General features: G+C 68.4%; 12 protein-coding genes and 2 tRNA genes. 3 read left to right on the forward strand and 11 right to left on the reverse strand.

What is annotated here, in order from left to right; all coding sequences use genetic code 11:
* Positions 1-83 precede the first annotated feature (83 nt).
* Positions 84-1,682 carry a PAS domain S-box protein gene (locus KF892_07440; GenBank protein MBX3624828.1) on the reverse strand — a complete coding sequence of 533 codons (1,599 nt, stop codon included), beginning with the start codon at positions 1,680-1,682 and terminating at the stop codon, positions 84-86.
* Between the two features lie 348 nt (positions 1,683-2,030).
* On the opposite strand from KF892_07440, the gene KF892_07445 reads away from it, so the two are divergent.
* Both KF892_07445 and KF892_07450 read left to right on the forward strand, forming a co-directional pair.
* Positions 2,031-4,532 carry a catalase gene (locus KF892_07445; GenBank protein ID MBX3624829.1) on the forward strand — a complete coding sequence of 834 codons (2,502 nt, stop codon included), beginning with the start codon at positions 2,031-2,033 and terminating at the stop codon, positions 4,530-4,532.
* Between the two features lie 166 nt (positions 4,533-4,698).
* Positions 4,699-5,865, forward strand: a complete 1,167-nt coding sequence (locus KF892_07450) for an MFS transporter (GenBank protein ID MBX3624830.1) — start codon at positions 4,699-4,701, stop codon at positions 5,863-5,865.
* A 118-nt stretch (positions 5,866-5,983) separates the two neighbouring features.
* Here the strand turns inward: KF892_07450 and KF892_07455 are convergent, their stop codons facing one another.
* Genes KF892_07455 through KF892_07465 form a run of 3 tightly spaced genes read right to left on the reverse strand, consistent with a single transcriptional unit; the run spans position 5,984 to position 8,686 of the window.
* Positions 5,984-7,525: a cryptochrome/photolyase family protein gene (locus KF892_07455; protein ID MBX3624831.1), complete on the reverse strand. Its 1,542-nt coding sequence runs from the start codon at positions 7,523-7,525 to the stop codon at positions 5,984-5,986.
* The gene (locus tag KF892_07460) at positions 7,522-7,698 is read right to left on the reverse strand and encodes a DUF2256 domain-containing protein (protein ID MBX3624832.1); all 177 of its coding nucleotides are present in this window, start codon (positions 7,696-7,698) and stop codon (positions 7,522-7,524) included. Before KF892_07460 ends, KF892_07455 begins: the two co-directional genes overlap by 4 nt.
* Before the next feature lie 46 nt (positions 7,699-7,744).
* On the reverse strand, positions 7,745-8,686 hold the full coding sequence (locus KF892_07465; protein MBX3624833.1) for a LysR family transcriptional regulator: 942 nt from the start codon (positions 8,684-8,686) through the stop codon (positions 7,745-7,747).
* A gap of 75 nt (positions 8,687-8,761) precedes the next feature.
* Between KF892_07465 and KF892_07470 the strand changes: the two genes are divergently transcribed.
* Positions 8,762-9,724 carry a sodium-dependent bicarbonate transport family permease gene (locus KF892_07470; protein MBX3624834.1) on the forward strand — a complete coding sequence of 321 codons (963 nt, stop codon included), beginning with the start codon at positions 8,762-8,764 and terminating at the stop codon, positions 9,722-9,724.
* A gap of 76 nt (positions 9,725-9,800) precedes the next feature.
* Here the strand turns inward: KF892_07470 and KF892_07475 are convergent.
* The 7 genes from KF892_07475 to KF892_07505 all read right to left on the reverse strand — a co-directional run bounded on the left by KF892_07475 (position 9,801) and on the right by KF892_07505 (position 14,351).
* Positions 9,801-9,876, reverse strand: a tRNA-Lys gene (locus tag KF892_07475).
* 27 nt (positions 9,877-9,903) lie between these two features.
* Positions 9,904-9,979, reverse strand: a tRNA-Lys gene (locus tag KF892_07480).
* 38 nt (positions 9,980-10,017) lie between these two features.
* Positions 10,018-10,806 (reverse strand): tRNA threonylcarbamoyladenosine dehydratase, encoded by a 789-nt coding sequence (locus tag KF892_07485; GenBank protein MBX3624835.1) that lies wholly within the window; start codon positions 10,804-10,806, stop codon positions 10,018-10,020.
* A gap of 25 nt (positions 10,807-10,831) precedes the next feature.
* Positions 10,832-11,626 carry a tol-pal system protein YbgF gene (gene ybgF, locus KF892_07490; protein ID MBX3624836.1) on the reverse strand — a complete coding sequence of 265 codons (795 nt, stop codon included), beginning with the start codon at positions 11,624-11,626 and terminating at the stop codon, positions 10,832-10,834.
* A gap of 23 nt (positions 11,627-11,649) precedes the next feature.
* A complete protein-coding gene (gene pal, locus KF892_07495; GenBank protein ID MBX3624837.1) occupies positions 11,650-12,183 on the reverse strand; it encodes a peptidoglycan-associated lipoprotein Pal in 534 nt (177 codons plus the stop codon).
* Between the two features lie 85 nt (positions 12,184-12,268).
* Positions 12,269-13,552 (reverse strand): Tol-Pal system protein TolB, encoded by a 1,284-nt coding sequence (tolB, locus tag KF892_07500; GenBank protein ID MBX3624838.1) that lies wholly within the window; start codon positions 13,550-13,552, stop codon positions 12,269-12,271.
* A 28-nt stretch (positions 13,553-13,580) separates the two neighbouring features.
* Positions 13,581-14,351, reverse strand: a complete 771-nt coding sequence (locus KF892_07505) for a glycosyltransferase family 2 protein (protein MBX3624839.1) — start codon at positions 14,349-14,351, stop codon at positions 13,581-13,583.
* Positions 14,352-14,390 lie beyond the last annotated feature (39 nt).

Below are 14,390 nucleotides of genomic sequence, written 5' to 3' on the forward strand. Positions count from 1 at the left end.
CTTTCGCTGCGGCATCCATGCCGCAGGCCCACCATCGTAGAAAGCGCACGCCACCCCCGCGTGGCGCAGGGTGTTTCGTAGGCTCAGATCACCGCTTTTTCAGCCGTCTTGTTGAACGACGCCGCATCGGCCGCCGAGAGCTTGAAGACACTCATCGCCTCGGCCATGCGCGCCGCCTGCTCGCGCAGGTGCTCGGCCGACGCGGTGCTCTGCTCCACCAGCGCCGCGTTCTGCTGCGTCATGTGGTCGAGGGTGGTCACGGCCTGGTTGATCTGGTCGATGCCCGACGACTGCTCGTGCGAGGCACCGGCGATGTGGTTCACCAGTTCGTTCACGCGGCGCACCTGGGCCACCACGTCGTTGATGGTGCTGCCGGCCGCGTTGACGAGCTTGGCGCCGGTGTCGATCTTGTCGACGCTCTCGGAGATGAGCGCGCGGATCTCCTTGGCCGACTGCGCGCTGCGCTGCGCGAGGCTGCGCACTTCGCTGGCCACCACGGCGAAGCCGCGGCCCTGCTCGCCCGCGCGTGCCGCTTCCACCGCGGCGTTGAGCGCGAGGATGTTGGTCTGGAAGGCGATGCTGTCGATCACGCCGATGATGTCGGCGATCTGCTTGCTGGAGCGCGAGATGCCGTCCATCGTGGCCACCACCTCGCCCACTGCGGAGCCGCCCGTCTCGGCCGCGCGGCTCGCGCCGGCCGCCACGTCGCTGGCCTGGCGGGCCACGTCGGAGTTGTTGCGCACGGTGGCGTTCATCTCCTCCATCGACGATGCGGTCTCCTGCAGGTTGCTCGCCTGGCTCTCGGTGCGGGCCGAGAGGTCTTGCGTGCCCGAGGCGATCTCGGCGGTGGCGCGCGTCATGAGGCCGATGCCTTCGCGCACGTCGCTCACGGTGGCACGCAGGTTGATGTTCATCTGCGTGAGCGCGCGCAGCACGGCGCCGATCTCGTCGCTGCGGTTGCTCGAGACCTGCGCGGTGAGGTCTCCGGCGGCGATGCGGCTCGCCAGGCTCACAGTGCTGCGCAGCGGCTTCACGATCGAATGGAAGAGATAGGCCCCCACCGCGCCGGTGGCGGCGATCACCACGCCGAGGCTGGCCCAGAACGCCCACGACGCCGGGTTCACCCCATCGGCCCACAGGGCGCCGAAGATCGCCAGGTCGAGCGCTGCGAGGGCGCCCCACAGGCGTGCCTTCAGGCCCATCTCGCGCACCCACAGGCCGAGCTTGCCGATGAGGTTGCTGCGGTAGACGCGGCCGTGGCGCAGGTTCAGGTCTTTGTGCTGGCCGTCGAGCATGCGCTTGTAGAGCGGCTCGATGGCGGCCACCTCGCCCGGGCCAGGCTTGCTGTGCACCATCAGGCTGCCCATGAACTTGCCCTCGTGGAAGATGGGCGCGAGGTTCAGGCGCAGCCAGTAGTGCTCGCCGGTCTTGCGGCGGTTCTTGATGATGCCCGTCCAGGGCTGGCGGGTCAGGCGCATCGTGGCGCCCATGTCCTTGAGGATCTGCGGCGGGTTGGCGGGGTGCATCATCAGCGCCGCCTTGGTGCCCTTGAGCTCGCTCCAGTCGTAGCCGCTCGCCTTGCAGTAGGCGGGGTTGGCATACACGATGTTGCTGGCCTGGTCACCCACGAGGACGAGCAGGTCGCCATCGTCGATCACATACTCCGTTGGCATGTGGCTCATGTTTGTCTCTCCGGTTTCACCGCTGTTGTGATGTTCTGAAACCCCCTGCTTTGGCACGCGCGTGCGCAAATGAAGCGCAAGAGTCCGACGCGCGGCCCGCATCGGCAATGTCGGCCACCCACTCGCCGACTTGAACGCAGACGCTCACCGTTTGTTGCAGAAGCCACGGTATCGGTCTGCCCCCCCGAGCAAGCGCCGAACAGGGCGTGAAAAACACCACTGTTCCGCGCCTGTCGCCCGCGGGTTTACCGCCCAGAACGTCGGCGCCGGTCATCACCGCCCGGGGGCCGTCACAGGAACGGGCCTTGCCGATTGCATGCACCTCCACTCCCCTCACAAGAAGGTCGCATGGCCACCTCCAAACCCAAAAGCCCGCGCAAGCCCGGCACCCCCACCGCAGCACGGCCCGACCCGAGCCCTCCCGTCCCCTTCAACCCGCGAGAGGCCGTGGGCACGGTGCTCGGCACCCTCTCGGGCCCGTCGACGGCCCGCTTCACCGAAGACGACGCCCAGGCGCTCGACACCCCGGCCCAGCAGATGCTCGGGACGCGCTACGCCGGCACACAGGCCCTCGCGAAGGCGATGCCGGCCAACCCGCTCAAGCCCGCCGAGCACGGCCTCGCCAACGGCCACACGCCGCAGGCCGGCCCCTGCCAGGCCGCACCCGACGAGATCGTGCGCAGCAGCACCGTCAACGAAGACACCGCCTCGCCGAAGACGGGCGACGGCAGCGTCGAGCCCGGCGTCAACCCGAACAACGGCCCGCTCGACCGCGTGCGCGTCGACAGCGGCGGCCAGGCGCTCACCACCAACCAGGGCGTGCCCGTCGGCGACAACCAGAACTCGCTGAAAGCGGGCCTGCGCGGCCCCACGCTGCTGGAAGACTTCATCCTGCGCGAGAAGATCACCCACTTCGACCACGAGCGCATTCCCGAGCGGGTGGTGCATGCGCGCGGCTCGGCCGCGCATGGCTACTTCGAGTGCACCGAGGCGCTCACCGAGCACACGACTGCCGCACCTTTTGCCGAGACCGGCAAAAGAACCCCGGTCTTCGTGCGCTTCTCCACCGTGGCTGGCGAGCGCGGCTCCATCGACACCGCGCGCGACGTGCGCGGCTTCGCCGTCAAGTTCTACACCGAGCAGGGCAACTGGGACTTGGTAGGCAACAACATGCCGGTGTTCTTCATCCAGGACGCGATGAAGTTCCCCGACCTCGTGCACGCGGTGAAGCCCGAGCCGCACCACCAGATGCCGCAGGCCTCGAGCGCGCACGACACCTTCTGGGACTTCGTCTCGCTCATGCCCGAGTCGGCCCACATGCTGATGTGGCTGATGAGCGACCGCGCCATCCCGCGCAGCTACCGCACGATGCAGGGTTTCGGCGTGCACACCTTCCGGCTGGTGAACGCAGCGGGTGAATCGGTCTTCTGCAAGTTCCATTGGACGCCCGTGGCCGGCACGCACTCGCTGGTGTGGGACGAAGCCGCCAAGCTGGGCGGCGCCGACCCCGACTTCCACCGCCGCGACCTGTGGGAAGCCATCGAGGCCGGCCACTACCCCGAGTGGGAACTCGGCGTGCAGATCTTCAGCGACGTGCAGGCCGAAGGCTTCAGCTTCGACGTGCTCGACCCCACCAAGCTCGTGCCCGAAGAGCTGGTGCCGCTGCGCCCCGTGGGCCGCATGGTGCTCAACCGCAACCCCGACAACTTCTTCGCCGAGACCGAGCAGGTGGCCTTCTGCACCGCGCACGTGGTGCCCGGCATCGACTTCAGCAACGACCCGCTGCTGCAGGGGCGCATCCACTCGTATGTGGACACGCAGCTCACGCGACTCGGCGGGCCCAATTTCCACGAGATCCCGATCAACGCGCCCATCGCCCAGGTGCACAACCACCAGCGCGACGGCCTGCACCGCCAGGCCATCCACCGCGGCCGTGTGAACTACGAGCCCAACTCGCTCGGCGGCGGGTGCCCCTTCCAGGCCGGTAAGGCGGGCTTCGTGTCGTTCCCGCAGCCCGTGGCCGAAGACAAGGTGCGCGGCAAGCCCGAGAAGTTCGCCGACCACTACTCGCAGGCCACGCTCTTCTGGAAGAGCCAGACGGCGGTGGAGCAGGCGCACATCGTCGGCGCCTACCGCTTCGAGCTGACGCGGGTGCAGACGCCCGCGGTGCGCGAGCGGGTGCTGTCGGTGCTGGCGAACGTCGACACCGAGCTCGCCACACGCGTGGCCGAGGGGCTGGGCATGCCGGTGCCGCCACCGCAGCCGAAGGCGCTGCCGATCGAGGTGACGCCGGAGGTGGAAGCGTCGCCCGCGCTGTCGCTGCTGTCACGCCCCGGCGAGGCTGGCATCACGGGCCGCCGTGTCGCGCTGCTCGTGGCCGATGGGGTGGAAGACCTGCGGCTGCGGGCGGTGCACACCGCGCTCGCCGCGGGCGGCGCTGCGCCGCGCTTCGTGGGCGTGCGGCTGGGGGTCGTGACGCCGCTGAGCCAGGAGCCGCTGCATGTGGAGGTGTCGCTCGAAGCCGCGCCCTCGGTCACCTGGGACGCGGTCGTGCTGCCCGACGGCGAGCAGGCCGCGCTCGCGCTCGCCGAGCAGGGCCAGGTGATCGAGTTCGTGAAAGACCAGTACCGCCACTGCAAGCCGATGCTGGTGCTGGGCCACGCGAGCGCCATCGTCGCCAAGGCCGGCATCGACCTGCAGCTGCCCGACGGCACGCCCGACCCCGGCATCGTGCTCGGCGAGCCGATGGACGCAGCGGCAAACGGCGCTGAGGTCGACGTCGACGGCTTCGTCGCGGCGCTCGCGAAGCACCGCCACTACGAGCGCGAGACCGACCCGCCGCGGGTGTGACCCTCAGGCCCGCTGCGGCTTGAGGGTGCAGAGGTTGAAGGTGGCAATGCTCAGCGCTCTCAGGTTCATGGCAGCCTTCGTGCGGTGGGCTTGGAATGAGGGGCACAGCAGGCGACGCATGTGACAGGCCGGCCATCCCTGCTCCTCTATATTCGGCCGGCCCTCCATGAAGAAGCCGTTCGTCATCACCCTGCTCGGCATCGCCCAGACCCTCGCCTGGGCCTCGTCGTACTACATCGCCGCGCTGCTCGCCGCGCCCATCGCACGCGAACTGGGGCTGAGCGTGCCGACGGTGTTCCTCGCGTTCTCGCTGGCGCTGGTGGTGTCGGCCTTCGTGGGGCCCTGGGCCGGGCGCACCATCGACCGCCACGGCGGCCGGCTGCTGCTGATGGGCACCAACCTCGTGTTTGCCGCGGGCCTGGCGGCCCTGGGGCTGGCGCAGGGCCCCTGGACGCTCTTTGCCGCCTGGGTGGTGCTCGGCCTCGCGATGGGCACGGGGCTCTACGAAGCCGCCTTCGCCACGCTCGTGCGCCTGTACGGGCACGACTCGCGCGGGGCGATCACGGGCATCACGCTCTTCGCCGGTTTTGCGAGCACGGTGGGCTGGCCGCTCACCGCCTGGATGGAAACGACCTACGGCTGGCGCGGTGCGTGTTTCGGCTGGGCGGCCCTGCACCTGGTGCTGGGCCTGCCGCTCAACGCGGCCCTGCCCAAGGTGGGGACCGTGACCCCGGCCGTGGCAGCCCCTGCGCCAACCGCGGTGGCGCAGGAGGAGGTCGAGCCCCAGCACCCAGTGCTCGTGAGCGCGGTGCTGTCGTTCGTGTTCGCGGTCGCGTGGTTCACCAGCACCGCGATGGCGGCGCACCTGCCGCGGCTCATGCAGGCGCTGGGGGCGAGCCTCGCAGTGGCCGTCGCCGTGGGCGCGCTGGTGGGGCCCGCGCAGGTGGCCGGGCGGCTGCTGGAGTTCGGCGTGCTGCGGCGGGTGCACCCGCTGCTGTCGGCGCGGCTGGCCAACCTCGCCCACCCGATCGGCGCGGTGGTGCTGCTCTTCGCAGGGCCGGCACTCGCGCCGCTGTTTGCGGTGCTGCACGGCGCGGGCAACGGCATCCTCACCATTGCCAAGGGCACGCTGCCGCTGGTGTTCTTCGGGCCGCAGGGCTACGGCGCACGGCAGGGCTGGCTGATGCTGCCGGGGCGTGTGGCACAGGCCTTCGCACCGTTTGCCTTCGGCCTTGCGCTCGACCATTGGGGCGCCGCGAGCCTGTGGCTGTCGACGGCACTCGGGCTCCTGGCCTTTGCGGCGCTGATGCTGCTGAGGGCGGGCCGGCGCTGAGAAGCGAAACGCCCCGCGTCAGAGGGGCGGGCGATGCGGCGCACTGCGCGTGAGGATCGACGGTCCGCATCGCCGCGAACTTCCGCAGATTTTGCGAAGCCGGCAGATGCAGGCCGCGCTAGGAAACCGCACAAGTGCGAATCGCCTCGGCCCGCTGCCGCACCGAGGCACGGTCGGCTTCACTCAGCCGCGCGAGGTTCTTGAGCTGCATGGCCATGCGTGGGTTGCCGGCGAGCCGCTGCTCGTGGCGCATGAGAAAGTCCCAGTACAGCGTGGTGTAGGGGCAGGCACGCTCGCCGACGCGCTGCGCCGGGTCGTAGCGACAGCCCGCGCAGCTGTTGCCCATGCGCTGGATGTACTTGCCGGTGGCGACGTAGGGCTTGCTGGCCATCAGGCCACCGTCGCCGTACTGGCTCATGCCCAGCGTGTTGGGCAGCTCCACCCACTCGACCGCATCCACGTAGACCGACAGGTACCACGCATGCACCTGCTGGGGCCGCACCCCCAGCAGCAGCGTGAACAAGCCGATCACCATCAGGCGCTGGATGTGGTGGGCGTAGCCCTGCGCGAGGGTCTGCGTGAGGGCGTCGCGCAAGCAGGCCATGTCGGTGTCGCCCGTCCAGTACCACGCGGGCAGGTCGTGGAGGGCCTCGAGCGCATTGCGTTCGAGGTAGCCGGGCATCTGGGTCCAGTAGATGCCACGCACGTACTCACGCCACCCGAGGATCTGCCGGACGAAACCTTCGGTACTTTCGAGTGGAACGTGGCCCGCCCGGTACGCCGCCTCGGCAGCGTGCACGACTTCGCGCGCCGTCAGCAGCTTGAGGTTGAGCGAGGACGAAAGCTGCGAGTGGTAGAGCCACGGCTCGCCCGGCCACATCGCGTCCTCGTAGCGACCGAATAGCGGGAGCCGCTGCTCGATGAAGGTCTGCAAGGCCGACAAGGCTTGCGCACGCGTCACCGGCCACGCGAAGCTGGCGAGCGTGCCGGGGTGCTGCGCGAAGCGGGTCTCGACCAGTGCGAGCACCTCGCGTGTGGTCGCGTCGGGCGCGAAGGCCGCGCGCGCAGGCACGGGGCCCGGGCCTTCGGGGCCGAAGGCCTCGCGGTTGTCAGCGTCGAAGTTCCACCGCCCACCGACGGGCTGGCCCTCCTGCATCAGGACTCCGTGGCGCTGCCGCAGCTCACGGTAGAAGTACTCGAGCCGCAAGGCTTTGCGCTTCTTCGCGTGGGCGGCGAACTCACGCACGGTGGTGAAGAAGTGGCGGTCTTCACGGATCTCGAGCGCGAGGCCGGCGCGCTCGACCACGGCCTTCAGGGACTGCCACACCCGCCAGTCGCCCGGGGCCGTCATCACCACACGCTGCGGGCCGAGCGTGGTGAGTGACGCCTGAAGCTCGGCCGCGAGCGTGCCCAGGTTGCCGGTGTCGTCGAGCCGACGGTAATGAAGGGTGCGGCCGGTGGCCCGCAGTGCGTCGGCGAAGTGCCGCATCGCGGAGAGGAAGAGCGCGATGCGTTGCTTGCTCGACCAGACGTGGGTCGACTCCTCGGCGACCTCGGCCATCCACACCGCATCCTGCGCGGGGTCGAAGCCATCGAAGGCGGCCGCGTCGAGGTCGAGTTGGTCACCGAGCACGAGGACGAGCGCACGCAGGCCACTCATGCGCCCGCTCCGGGGCCACGCGACTTGCGGCAGGCGTCGGAGCAGAACTTCACCTCGTCCCAGCTGCGAGCCCAGCGCTTGCGCCACGTCATCGCGCGGCCACAGGCCAGGCAAGGTTTGCCGGGCAAGGATTGTTTGTTGCCCTTGAACGGGGGTGATGGGTCGCGCTTCACGTCGGTTCTTCCTGCAGGAGTTCGCACGATAAGCGAGCGGGCCGTGTCAATCCGGCCGCGCTCGAACGCGCAGCCGATTGCGCAGATCGTCGACGAACGTCCTCGCCGGCGGAGAGAGCGCGCGGTCTTGTCGCCACACCAGGTACCAGCGGCCCCGCAGCGGAAAGCCGGCCACCGGGAGGATCGTGAGGCCCTCCGACCTCGGATCGGACGCCAAGGCGTGGCGCGACAGCACCGCGAGGCCCAGGCCGGCGCGCACCGCATGCTTGATGGCTTCGTTGCTGCCGAGCGCCATGCGCGGCTCCCACGCGAGGCCTCTGTGCGCAAACGCCTCCTCCGCCGTGGCGCGGGTACCGGAACCCGACTCGCGTGCGAGCAAGGGCTCTGCAACGAGGTCTGACAGCTTCAGCCGTCGGCGTCGCGCGAGCGGGTGGTCGCTCGGCGCGATCACCACCAGCGGGTTCTCCAGGAAGGGCCAGCGCGCAAGCGGCAGATGCTCCGGCGGGCGCATCATGGCGGCCAGTTCGTCATCTCCGCGCTCCAGCCGCGCCACGACGGCGGCGCGGTTCTCCACCGCGAGTTCGATCTGGATGCCAGGGTACTCGCGCGCGAATGGGCCGAGCAGGTCGGGCAGGAAGTATTCGGTGGTCGTCACGGCCGCGATGCGCAGACGCCCACGTTTCAGGCCTTGCAGGGCGGCGGCGTCGTCTTCGAATTCCTGCCAGATGGCGCCCATCGCACGCACCGCCTCGGCCAGGCGCTGGCCGATGGCCGTGGGCACAAGGCCCCTTCCGCGCGGCTCGAAGAGCACGAGGCCGAGCGCCGCGGACAGCTCCTTGAGCTGCGTGGAGACCGTGGGCTGCGCCAGATGAAGCGACTGCGCCGCACGCACCACACCGCCCAGCCGCACCACCGCCTCGAGGCTGCGAAGCTGCACCAGGCTGGCGCGGGGAGCTTGTCGAAGGCCGGGGGGCGTTCCTTGTTTCATCATGTTTTCCGATGTTTTGCATCCGAACATATCACTTGTCGGTGAAGACGGGTTCACCGAGCATTCGGCCCCACCATGCAAAGCTTCCTCGACCCCGCCATCCTCTTCTTCGTGTTCGGGCTTCTCGCCGGCACCGTGCGATCCAACCTGGAGATCCCGCCCGCAATTGCGCGTTTCCTGTCGCTGTACCTGCTGATGGCGCTCGGCTTGAAGGGGGGCTTTGCGCTCGCCAAGTCCGGGCTGGATGCCGAGGTCGCGGTGAGCCTGGCGTGCGCGGTCGTGCTGGCGCTTGTCGTGCCGGCGATGGGCTACCTGGTTTTGAAGCGCTGCCTGTCGCGGTTCGATGCCGCGGCGGTGGCGGCGACCTACGGGTCGGTGAGCGCCGTCACCTTCATCACGGCCGTGCAGTACCTGGAGACCCACCACCTCGCCTATGGCGGGCACATGGCGGCGGCGATGGCCTTGATGGAGTCTCCTGCCATCGTGATGGCCGTCGTGCTGGCCAACATGGCCCGCCAACGGGAAGGCGCGGCGCAGGGCACGCCCAAGGTCGGCCTGCGCAAGGTGCTTCACGAGTCGTTCACCGACGGCGCGCAGCTTCTGCTGCTGGGCGCCATGGTGATCGGCCTCGTCACGGGCGAGGCCGGGCAGAAGTCCATGCAGCCCTTCTCCGGCGACCTGTTCAAGGGCATGCTCGCGTTCTTCCTGCTCGACATGGGCCTTCTTGCGGCACGCAACCTCAGCGCCCTGAAGGGACGCTCGCCCTGGCTGCTGAGCTACGCGCTCATCGGGCCGCTGGTGCACGCTGGCGTCGCGCTCGGGCTCGCAGCAGTGGTTGGCTTGTCAGCGGGCAATGGCGCGCTGCTGATGGTCCTGGCGGCCAGCGCTTCGTACATCGCGGTGCCTGCTGTCGTGCGACAGGCGATTCCGGAAGCGAACCCGTCGCTTTACTTCGGCATGTCGCTCGGGTTGACGTTCCCGTTCAACATCCTGCTGGGCATTCCTCTCTTCGTCTCCATCGCGGAACGGGTGCTTTGAAATTGGCGGGCTCAGAAAGCAAAAAGCACTTAGCCGCTGGTGCGTGCTAAGTGCTTGACCCCGTGCGGGGGAATTTTGGTGGGCCCTGTAGGATTCGAACCTACGACCAACGGATTAAGAGTCCGCTGCTCTACCAACTGAGCTAAGAGCCCGCTCGAAACTTGTGTTCCCGGAGGAACTGGTGGGTTGTGCAGGACTTGAACCTGCGACCAACGGATTAAAAGTCCGCTGCTCTACCGACTGAGCTAACAACCCGGCAAGCCCATGAGTATAACGGGCTTTGCGAGATTGCTTCAAGCCAACCGGCGAAGCACGCATTGTAGCGCTTCTGAAGCCGCCACCAAACCAAACGTTGCGGTCACGACAACACTCGAGCCATACCCGTGGCAATTGAGGCTGCCGTCCACACTGCTCGCACCGGTCTCGCACGCCGCATCGACAGGTGCCGACACCGCTTCGCGCGAGAACACGCAGCGCACGCCCATTGCTCGATCGCGCGGCGCCCCGTGCTGCTTGCGCAGACGCTGGCGCATGGAGGCCAGCAACGGGTCGTGCGTCGCGCGCGAGATGTCGTCGACCTCCACCACCTGCGGTTTCTGCTTGCCACCGGCCGCGCCGACGCACACGAAGTCGTGCCGCCCTTCCCGCGCCCACACGGCCATCGCCAGCTTGGCCTGCACCTGGTCGCACGCATCGATGAGCACGTCGATCTCGCGCGGCAGCAGCGAGGGCCAGTTGGCCGCGGTGACGAAATCGTCGACCACCTGCACGTCGCAAGCGGGGTGGATGTCGGCGATGCGCTCGCGCAGCGCCTCACCTTTGTGCTGGCCCAGCGTTTCGCCGAGCGCCTGTACCTGGCGGTTGATGTTGGACTCTGCAACGTGGTCCATGTCGAAGAGCGTGAGCTGCGCCACGCCGCTGCGCGCCAGCGCTTCGACAGCCCAGGAGCCCACGCCGCCGAGGCCGACAACGCCGACCCGCGCCGATCGCAATGCCTGATACCCGGCGTCGCCATGCAGGCGCCGCAGGCCGCCGAAGCGGCGCTCCAGGTCGGGAGCCAGCAGGTCGAGCGGCGCGTTCAAGAGAAGTCCACCAGGAGCGCGAGCCTCAGCGCAGCGACGCCAGCCGCTCCTTGCCCGCCTGCGCGGCCTCGGACTTGGGGTACGCCTTCACCAGCTCGTCGATGGTGCGGCGTGCGGCCTTGTTGTCCTTCAGCTCCATCTGGCAGTTGGCGATGGCCAGCAGCGACTCGGGTGCCCGAACGTGATCGGGCGTGGCCGACAGCAGCGCGCGGAAGCTCACGATCGCCTCGCGGTAGTCGCGCATCGCGTACTGCGCATTGCCACGCCAGAACAGCAGCGACGGCGTGTACCCGCTCGCCGGGTAGCGCTTCGCGAACGCGGCAAACGCATTCGAAGCCGCCGCGAACTCGCTCTTGCGCAGCAGCGCCATCGCGTCTTCGTACTGGCGTCGCTCTTCCGGGTCGACCAGGAATTCGCGGCCGTCGACCGAGACCTTCACCGGCTCCAGCTTGCGGATGCGGTCTTCCACGCCCTGCTGCACATCCTTCTGCGCCTTCTGCAACTCGCCCTGAATGCGCTGCAGCTCGGCGACGTCGCGCTGGAGCTGCTCGTCTTGCCCGCGCATGCGCGCCATCTCGGCCCGCATGGTCTCGAGCTGGTTGTTGAGATCGAGCAGGCTGCGCCGGAGCTGGCTGATCTGCTCCATCAGCTGGGCCTGGTTCTCGGCCATCGCGGCGCGCAACTTGGCGTCGCCCTGCTCCTGGCGCTGGCGCAGGTCGAGGATGGCCTTGCGCGCCTCGTCGTCGTCGAAGAGGCCGGCATGGGCCACCGGCGCGGCCAGCGCCAGCAGCAAGGCCCATGCAGCAGGCCACGCTCGCATCGTCACGGGCCGATTCATGGCACTTAGCGGCTGGACAGCTCGGCGCGGCGGTTCTTGGCCCAGGCCGCTTCGTCGTGGCCCTGGTCGGCCGGGCGCTCCTTGCCGAAGCTCACCGCTTCGATCTGCGCATCGGTCACGCCGAGCAGCTTCAGCGACTTGGCCACCGACTCGGCACGCTTCTGGCCGAGTGCGAGGTTGTACTCGCTGCCACCGCGCTCGTCGGTGTGGCCTTCGATGGTGAGCTTCTTCGACTTGTTCGCCGTGAGCATCTTGGCCTGGCCTTCGATGACGGGTCGGAACTCGTCCTTGATCACGAAGCTGTCGTAGTCGAAGTACACGACGCGGCCGACTTCGGCAACCGGCGGTGCATTCTTCGTCAGGTCGACGCTGGCGACGCGGCCCGAGTTGGTGCCACTGGCCGACGACGAACCATTGTTCGCCCCCGTGGCGCCGGGCGTGCGCGACTCCACCGGCGCGGCCTTGTTGTCCAGCGGCACGTTCGACGCGCAGCCGGCAAAGACGGCTGACGCAGCGACGATGAGAGTGAGGCGGGACATGTTCATGATGGTTCTCCTGATGGTCGGGATATGAGCTGCCGGTGTGGCTGGCTTGGTAAGGCGCTTGGTGAGCGCAAGAAAAAACTCAGCGAACGAATGGGCCCCACGCCGGCTCGCGCACGTCGGGGAAGCGGTTGGCATCAAGGGCGCCCTTGATCTTGCCGTCGAGGGTGGTGGTCATCAGCGTGTCGCGGCCGTTGGCCCGGGTGGCATAGATGATGAGCTTGCTGTTGGGGGCGAAGCTCGGGCTTTCGTCGTCGGAGGTCTCGGTGATCGCCTGCGCGTTGCCGAGCTTGCCGATCTCGCCCACATAAAGCTTGAAGGCGCCGTTCTGGCGGGAAATATAGGCGAGGTGGCGGCCATCGGGGCTGATGGCCGGGCTGATGTTGTAGCTGCCGGTAAAGCTCACACGCTCGGCCGCGCCTCCCGAGGCCGGCATGCGGTAGATCTGCGGGCCACCACTGCGGTCGCTCACGAAATAGATCTGCTTGCCGTCGGGCGTGAACGTGCCCTCGGTGTCGATCGCCTGGCTGTTGGTGAGACGCCGTGGGCTCTCGCCGTTGCGACCGATGATGTAGAGCTGCGAGCCGCCGTCACGGCTGAGCGTCACCACGAGGGACTTGCCGTCGGGCGCCCAGCTCGGCGCACTGTTCGAGCCCGGGAAGCTCGCGAGCTTGCGGCGCACGCCGGTGACGATGTTCTGTGCGAAGACGGCGGCCTTGCGCTCGTCCTGGAAGGTCACGTAGGCCAGCTCCTGGCCGTCGGGCGACCAGGCCGGCGAGATGATCGCCTCGCTGCTTTGCAGGGCGACCTCGCCGCCCGCGCCGTCGGCATGGTCCACGCGCAGCGCGTAGCGCTTGCCCGAGCGCGTGACGTAAGCGATGAAGGTCGAGAACACGCCCTTCTCGCCGGTGAGCTTCTCGTACACCACGTCGGCGACCCGGTGCGCGGCCAGCCGCAGCTCGGCAGGCCCTGCGGTGACGTTGGCAAAGACGAGCTCCTTGCCCTTGACCACGTCCCACAGCTTGTAGCGCACGTCGAAGCGGCCATCGGCCAGGCGGGTCACCGAACCCGCCAACAGCGCGTCGGCCGATTGGTCGGCCGACTGGCCGCGCCAGTCGCCGAGGTTCGGCTTGGCGGATTCGTCGATGACCTGGTCGGCCTTGACGCTGCGGAAGAGGCCCGAGCGCTCGAGGTCGGCCTTGATCACCGCCGACACGGACTGCGTCGTGCGATCTTCATCGCGAAAGCGCGCGATCGCGATGGGCAGCTGGGTGGCGCCGACACCCGAGATCTCGACCCGGAACTGGGCCAGCGCGGGGGCCGCGAGCAGGAGGCCGGAAGAGGCTGCAAACAGTCGTCGATTCATCGGCATGGATTGTCCTGATCCTCGTAATTCATATTGGTTCAATGGATTTGCCGGCCTGGCGTGCAAGCAGGTCCATCTTCAGGTACCTGTAATAAGTACCTTCCGCCTGGTAAATCGCGAGCACGAAGCCGAGGCGGCCATCGAGAAAGCCGCGCTTCACGATGTAGCAGCGCATGAACGCCCACCACCCGTGGGTCACTGCAGCAAAAAGGCTGCCACGCTTGCCGGCCCGGACCTTGTCGAGCGCGCGGCCGCTGCTGTAGCGGTTCATCTTGTCGAGTGCGTCGTCGAGCGAGGGCATGGTGTCGTGCAGGAGGTCGCCCTTGAGGCGTTCGACCCGGCCTTGCACGACGAGACGCTCGTGCACCAGGTCGTCGGTGAAGCGCGCACGGCCGCGCCGGAAGACCCGCAGCACGCGGTCGGGGTACCAGTCGCCATGGCGGATCCACTGGCCGCAGAAGCGGGAGATGCGTGAAAGTTCGTAGCCGTCGGCCGGGCCGTCCTTCGCCACGACTTCGCGGATGCGCTCGGCCAGCTCGGGGCTCACGCGCTCGTCGGCGTCGAGGCTCAGCACCCAGCGGCCCCGGGCGGCGTCGAGCGCGCGGTTCTTTTGCGGGCCGAAGCCGGGCCAGTCGGTCATGGTGATGACCTGCGCGCCGAGGCTGCGCGCGGTGTCGGCCGTGCCGTCGGTGCTGCTCGAGTCCACGACGATCCACTCGTCGGCGAAGGCCACGCTCTTCAGGCACGCGGCGATGTTGCGGCTTTCGTTCTTGGTGATGACGATGACGGACAGCGCGATCTCGGGCATGTGGGGCAAGCGCTCCTGCGAGGTGGCGGG

This window comes from Rhizobacter sp., from assembly GCA_019635355.1.
Taxonomy (GTDB): Bacteria; Pseudomonadota; Gammaproteobacteria; order Burkholderiales; family Burkholderiaceae_C; genus Rhizobacter.

Excerpts from the sequence above, each read along its gene's own strand:
- KF892_07440 (MBX3624828.1), bottom strand. The coding sequence starts at position 1,682 with ATGAGCCACATGCCAACGGAGTATGTGATCGACGATGGCGACCTGCTC.
- KF892_07470 (MBX3624834.1), top strand. The coding sequence starts at position 8,762 with ATGCAAAGCTTCCTCGACCCCGCCATCCTCTTCTTCGTGTTCGGGCTT.
- KF892_07445 (MBX3624829.1), top strand. The coding sequence starts at position 2,031 with ATGGCCACCTCCAAACCCAAAAGCCCGCGCAAGCCCGGCACCCCCACC.
- KF892_07455 (MBX3624831.1), bottom strand. The coding sequence starts at position 7,525 with ATGAGTGGCCTGCGTGCGCTCGTCCTCGTGCTCGGTGACCAACTCGAC.
- KF892_07465 (MBX3624833.1), bottom strand. The coding sequence starts at position 8,686 with ATGAAACAAGGAACGCCCCCCGGCCTTCGACAAGCTCCCCGCGCCAGC.
- tolB (MBX3624838.1), bottom strand. The coding sequence starts at position 13,552 with ATGAATCGACGACTGTTTGCAGCCTCTTCCGGCCTCCTGCTCGCGGCC.
- pal (MBX3624837.1), bottom strand. The coding sequence starts at position 12,183 with ATGTCCCGCCTCACTCTCATCGTCGCTGCGTCAGCCGTCTTTGCCGGC.
- ybgF (MBX3624836.1), bottom strand. The coding sequence starts at position 11,626 with ATGCGAGCGTGGCCTGCTGCATGGGCCTTGCTGCTGGCGCTGGCCGCG.
- KF892_07450 (MBX3624830.1), top strand. The coding sequence starts at position 4,699 with ATGAAGAAGCCGTTCGTCATCACCCTGCTCGGCATCGCCCAGACCCTC.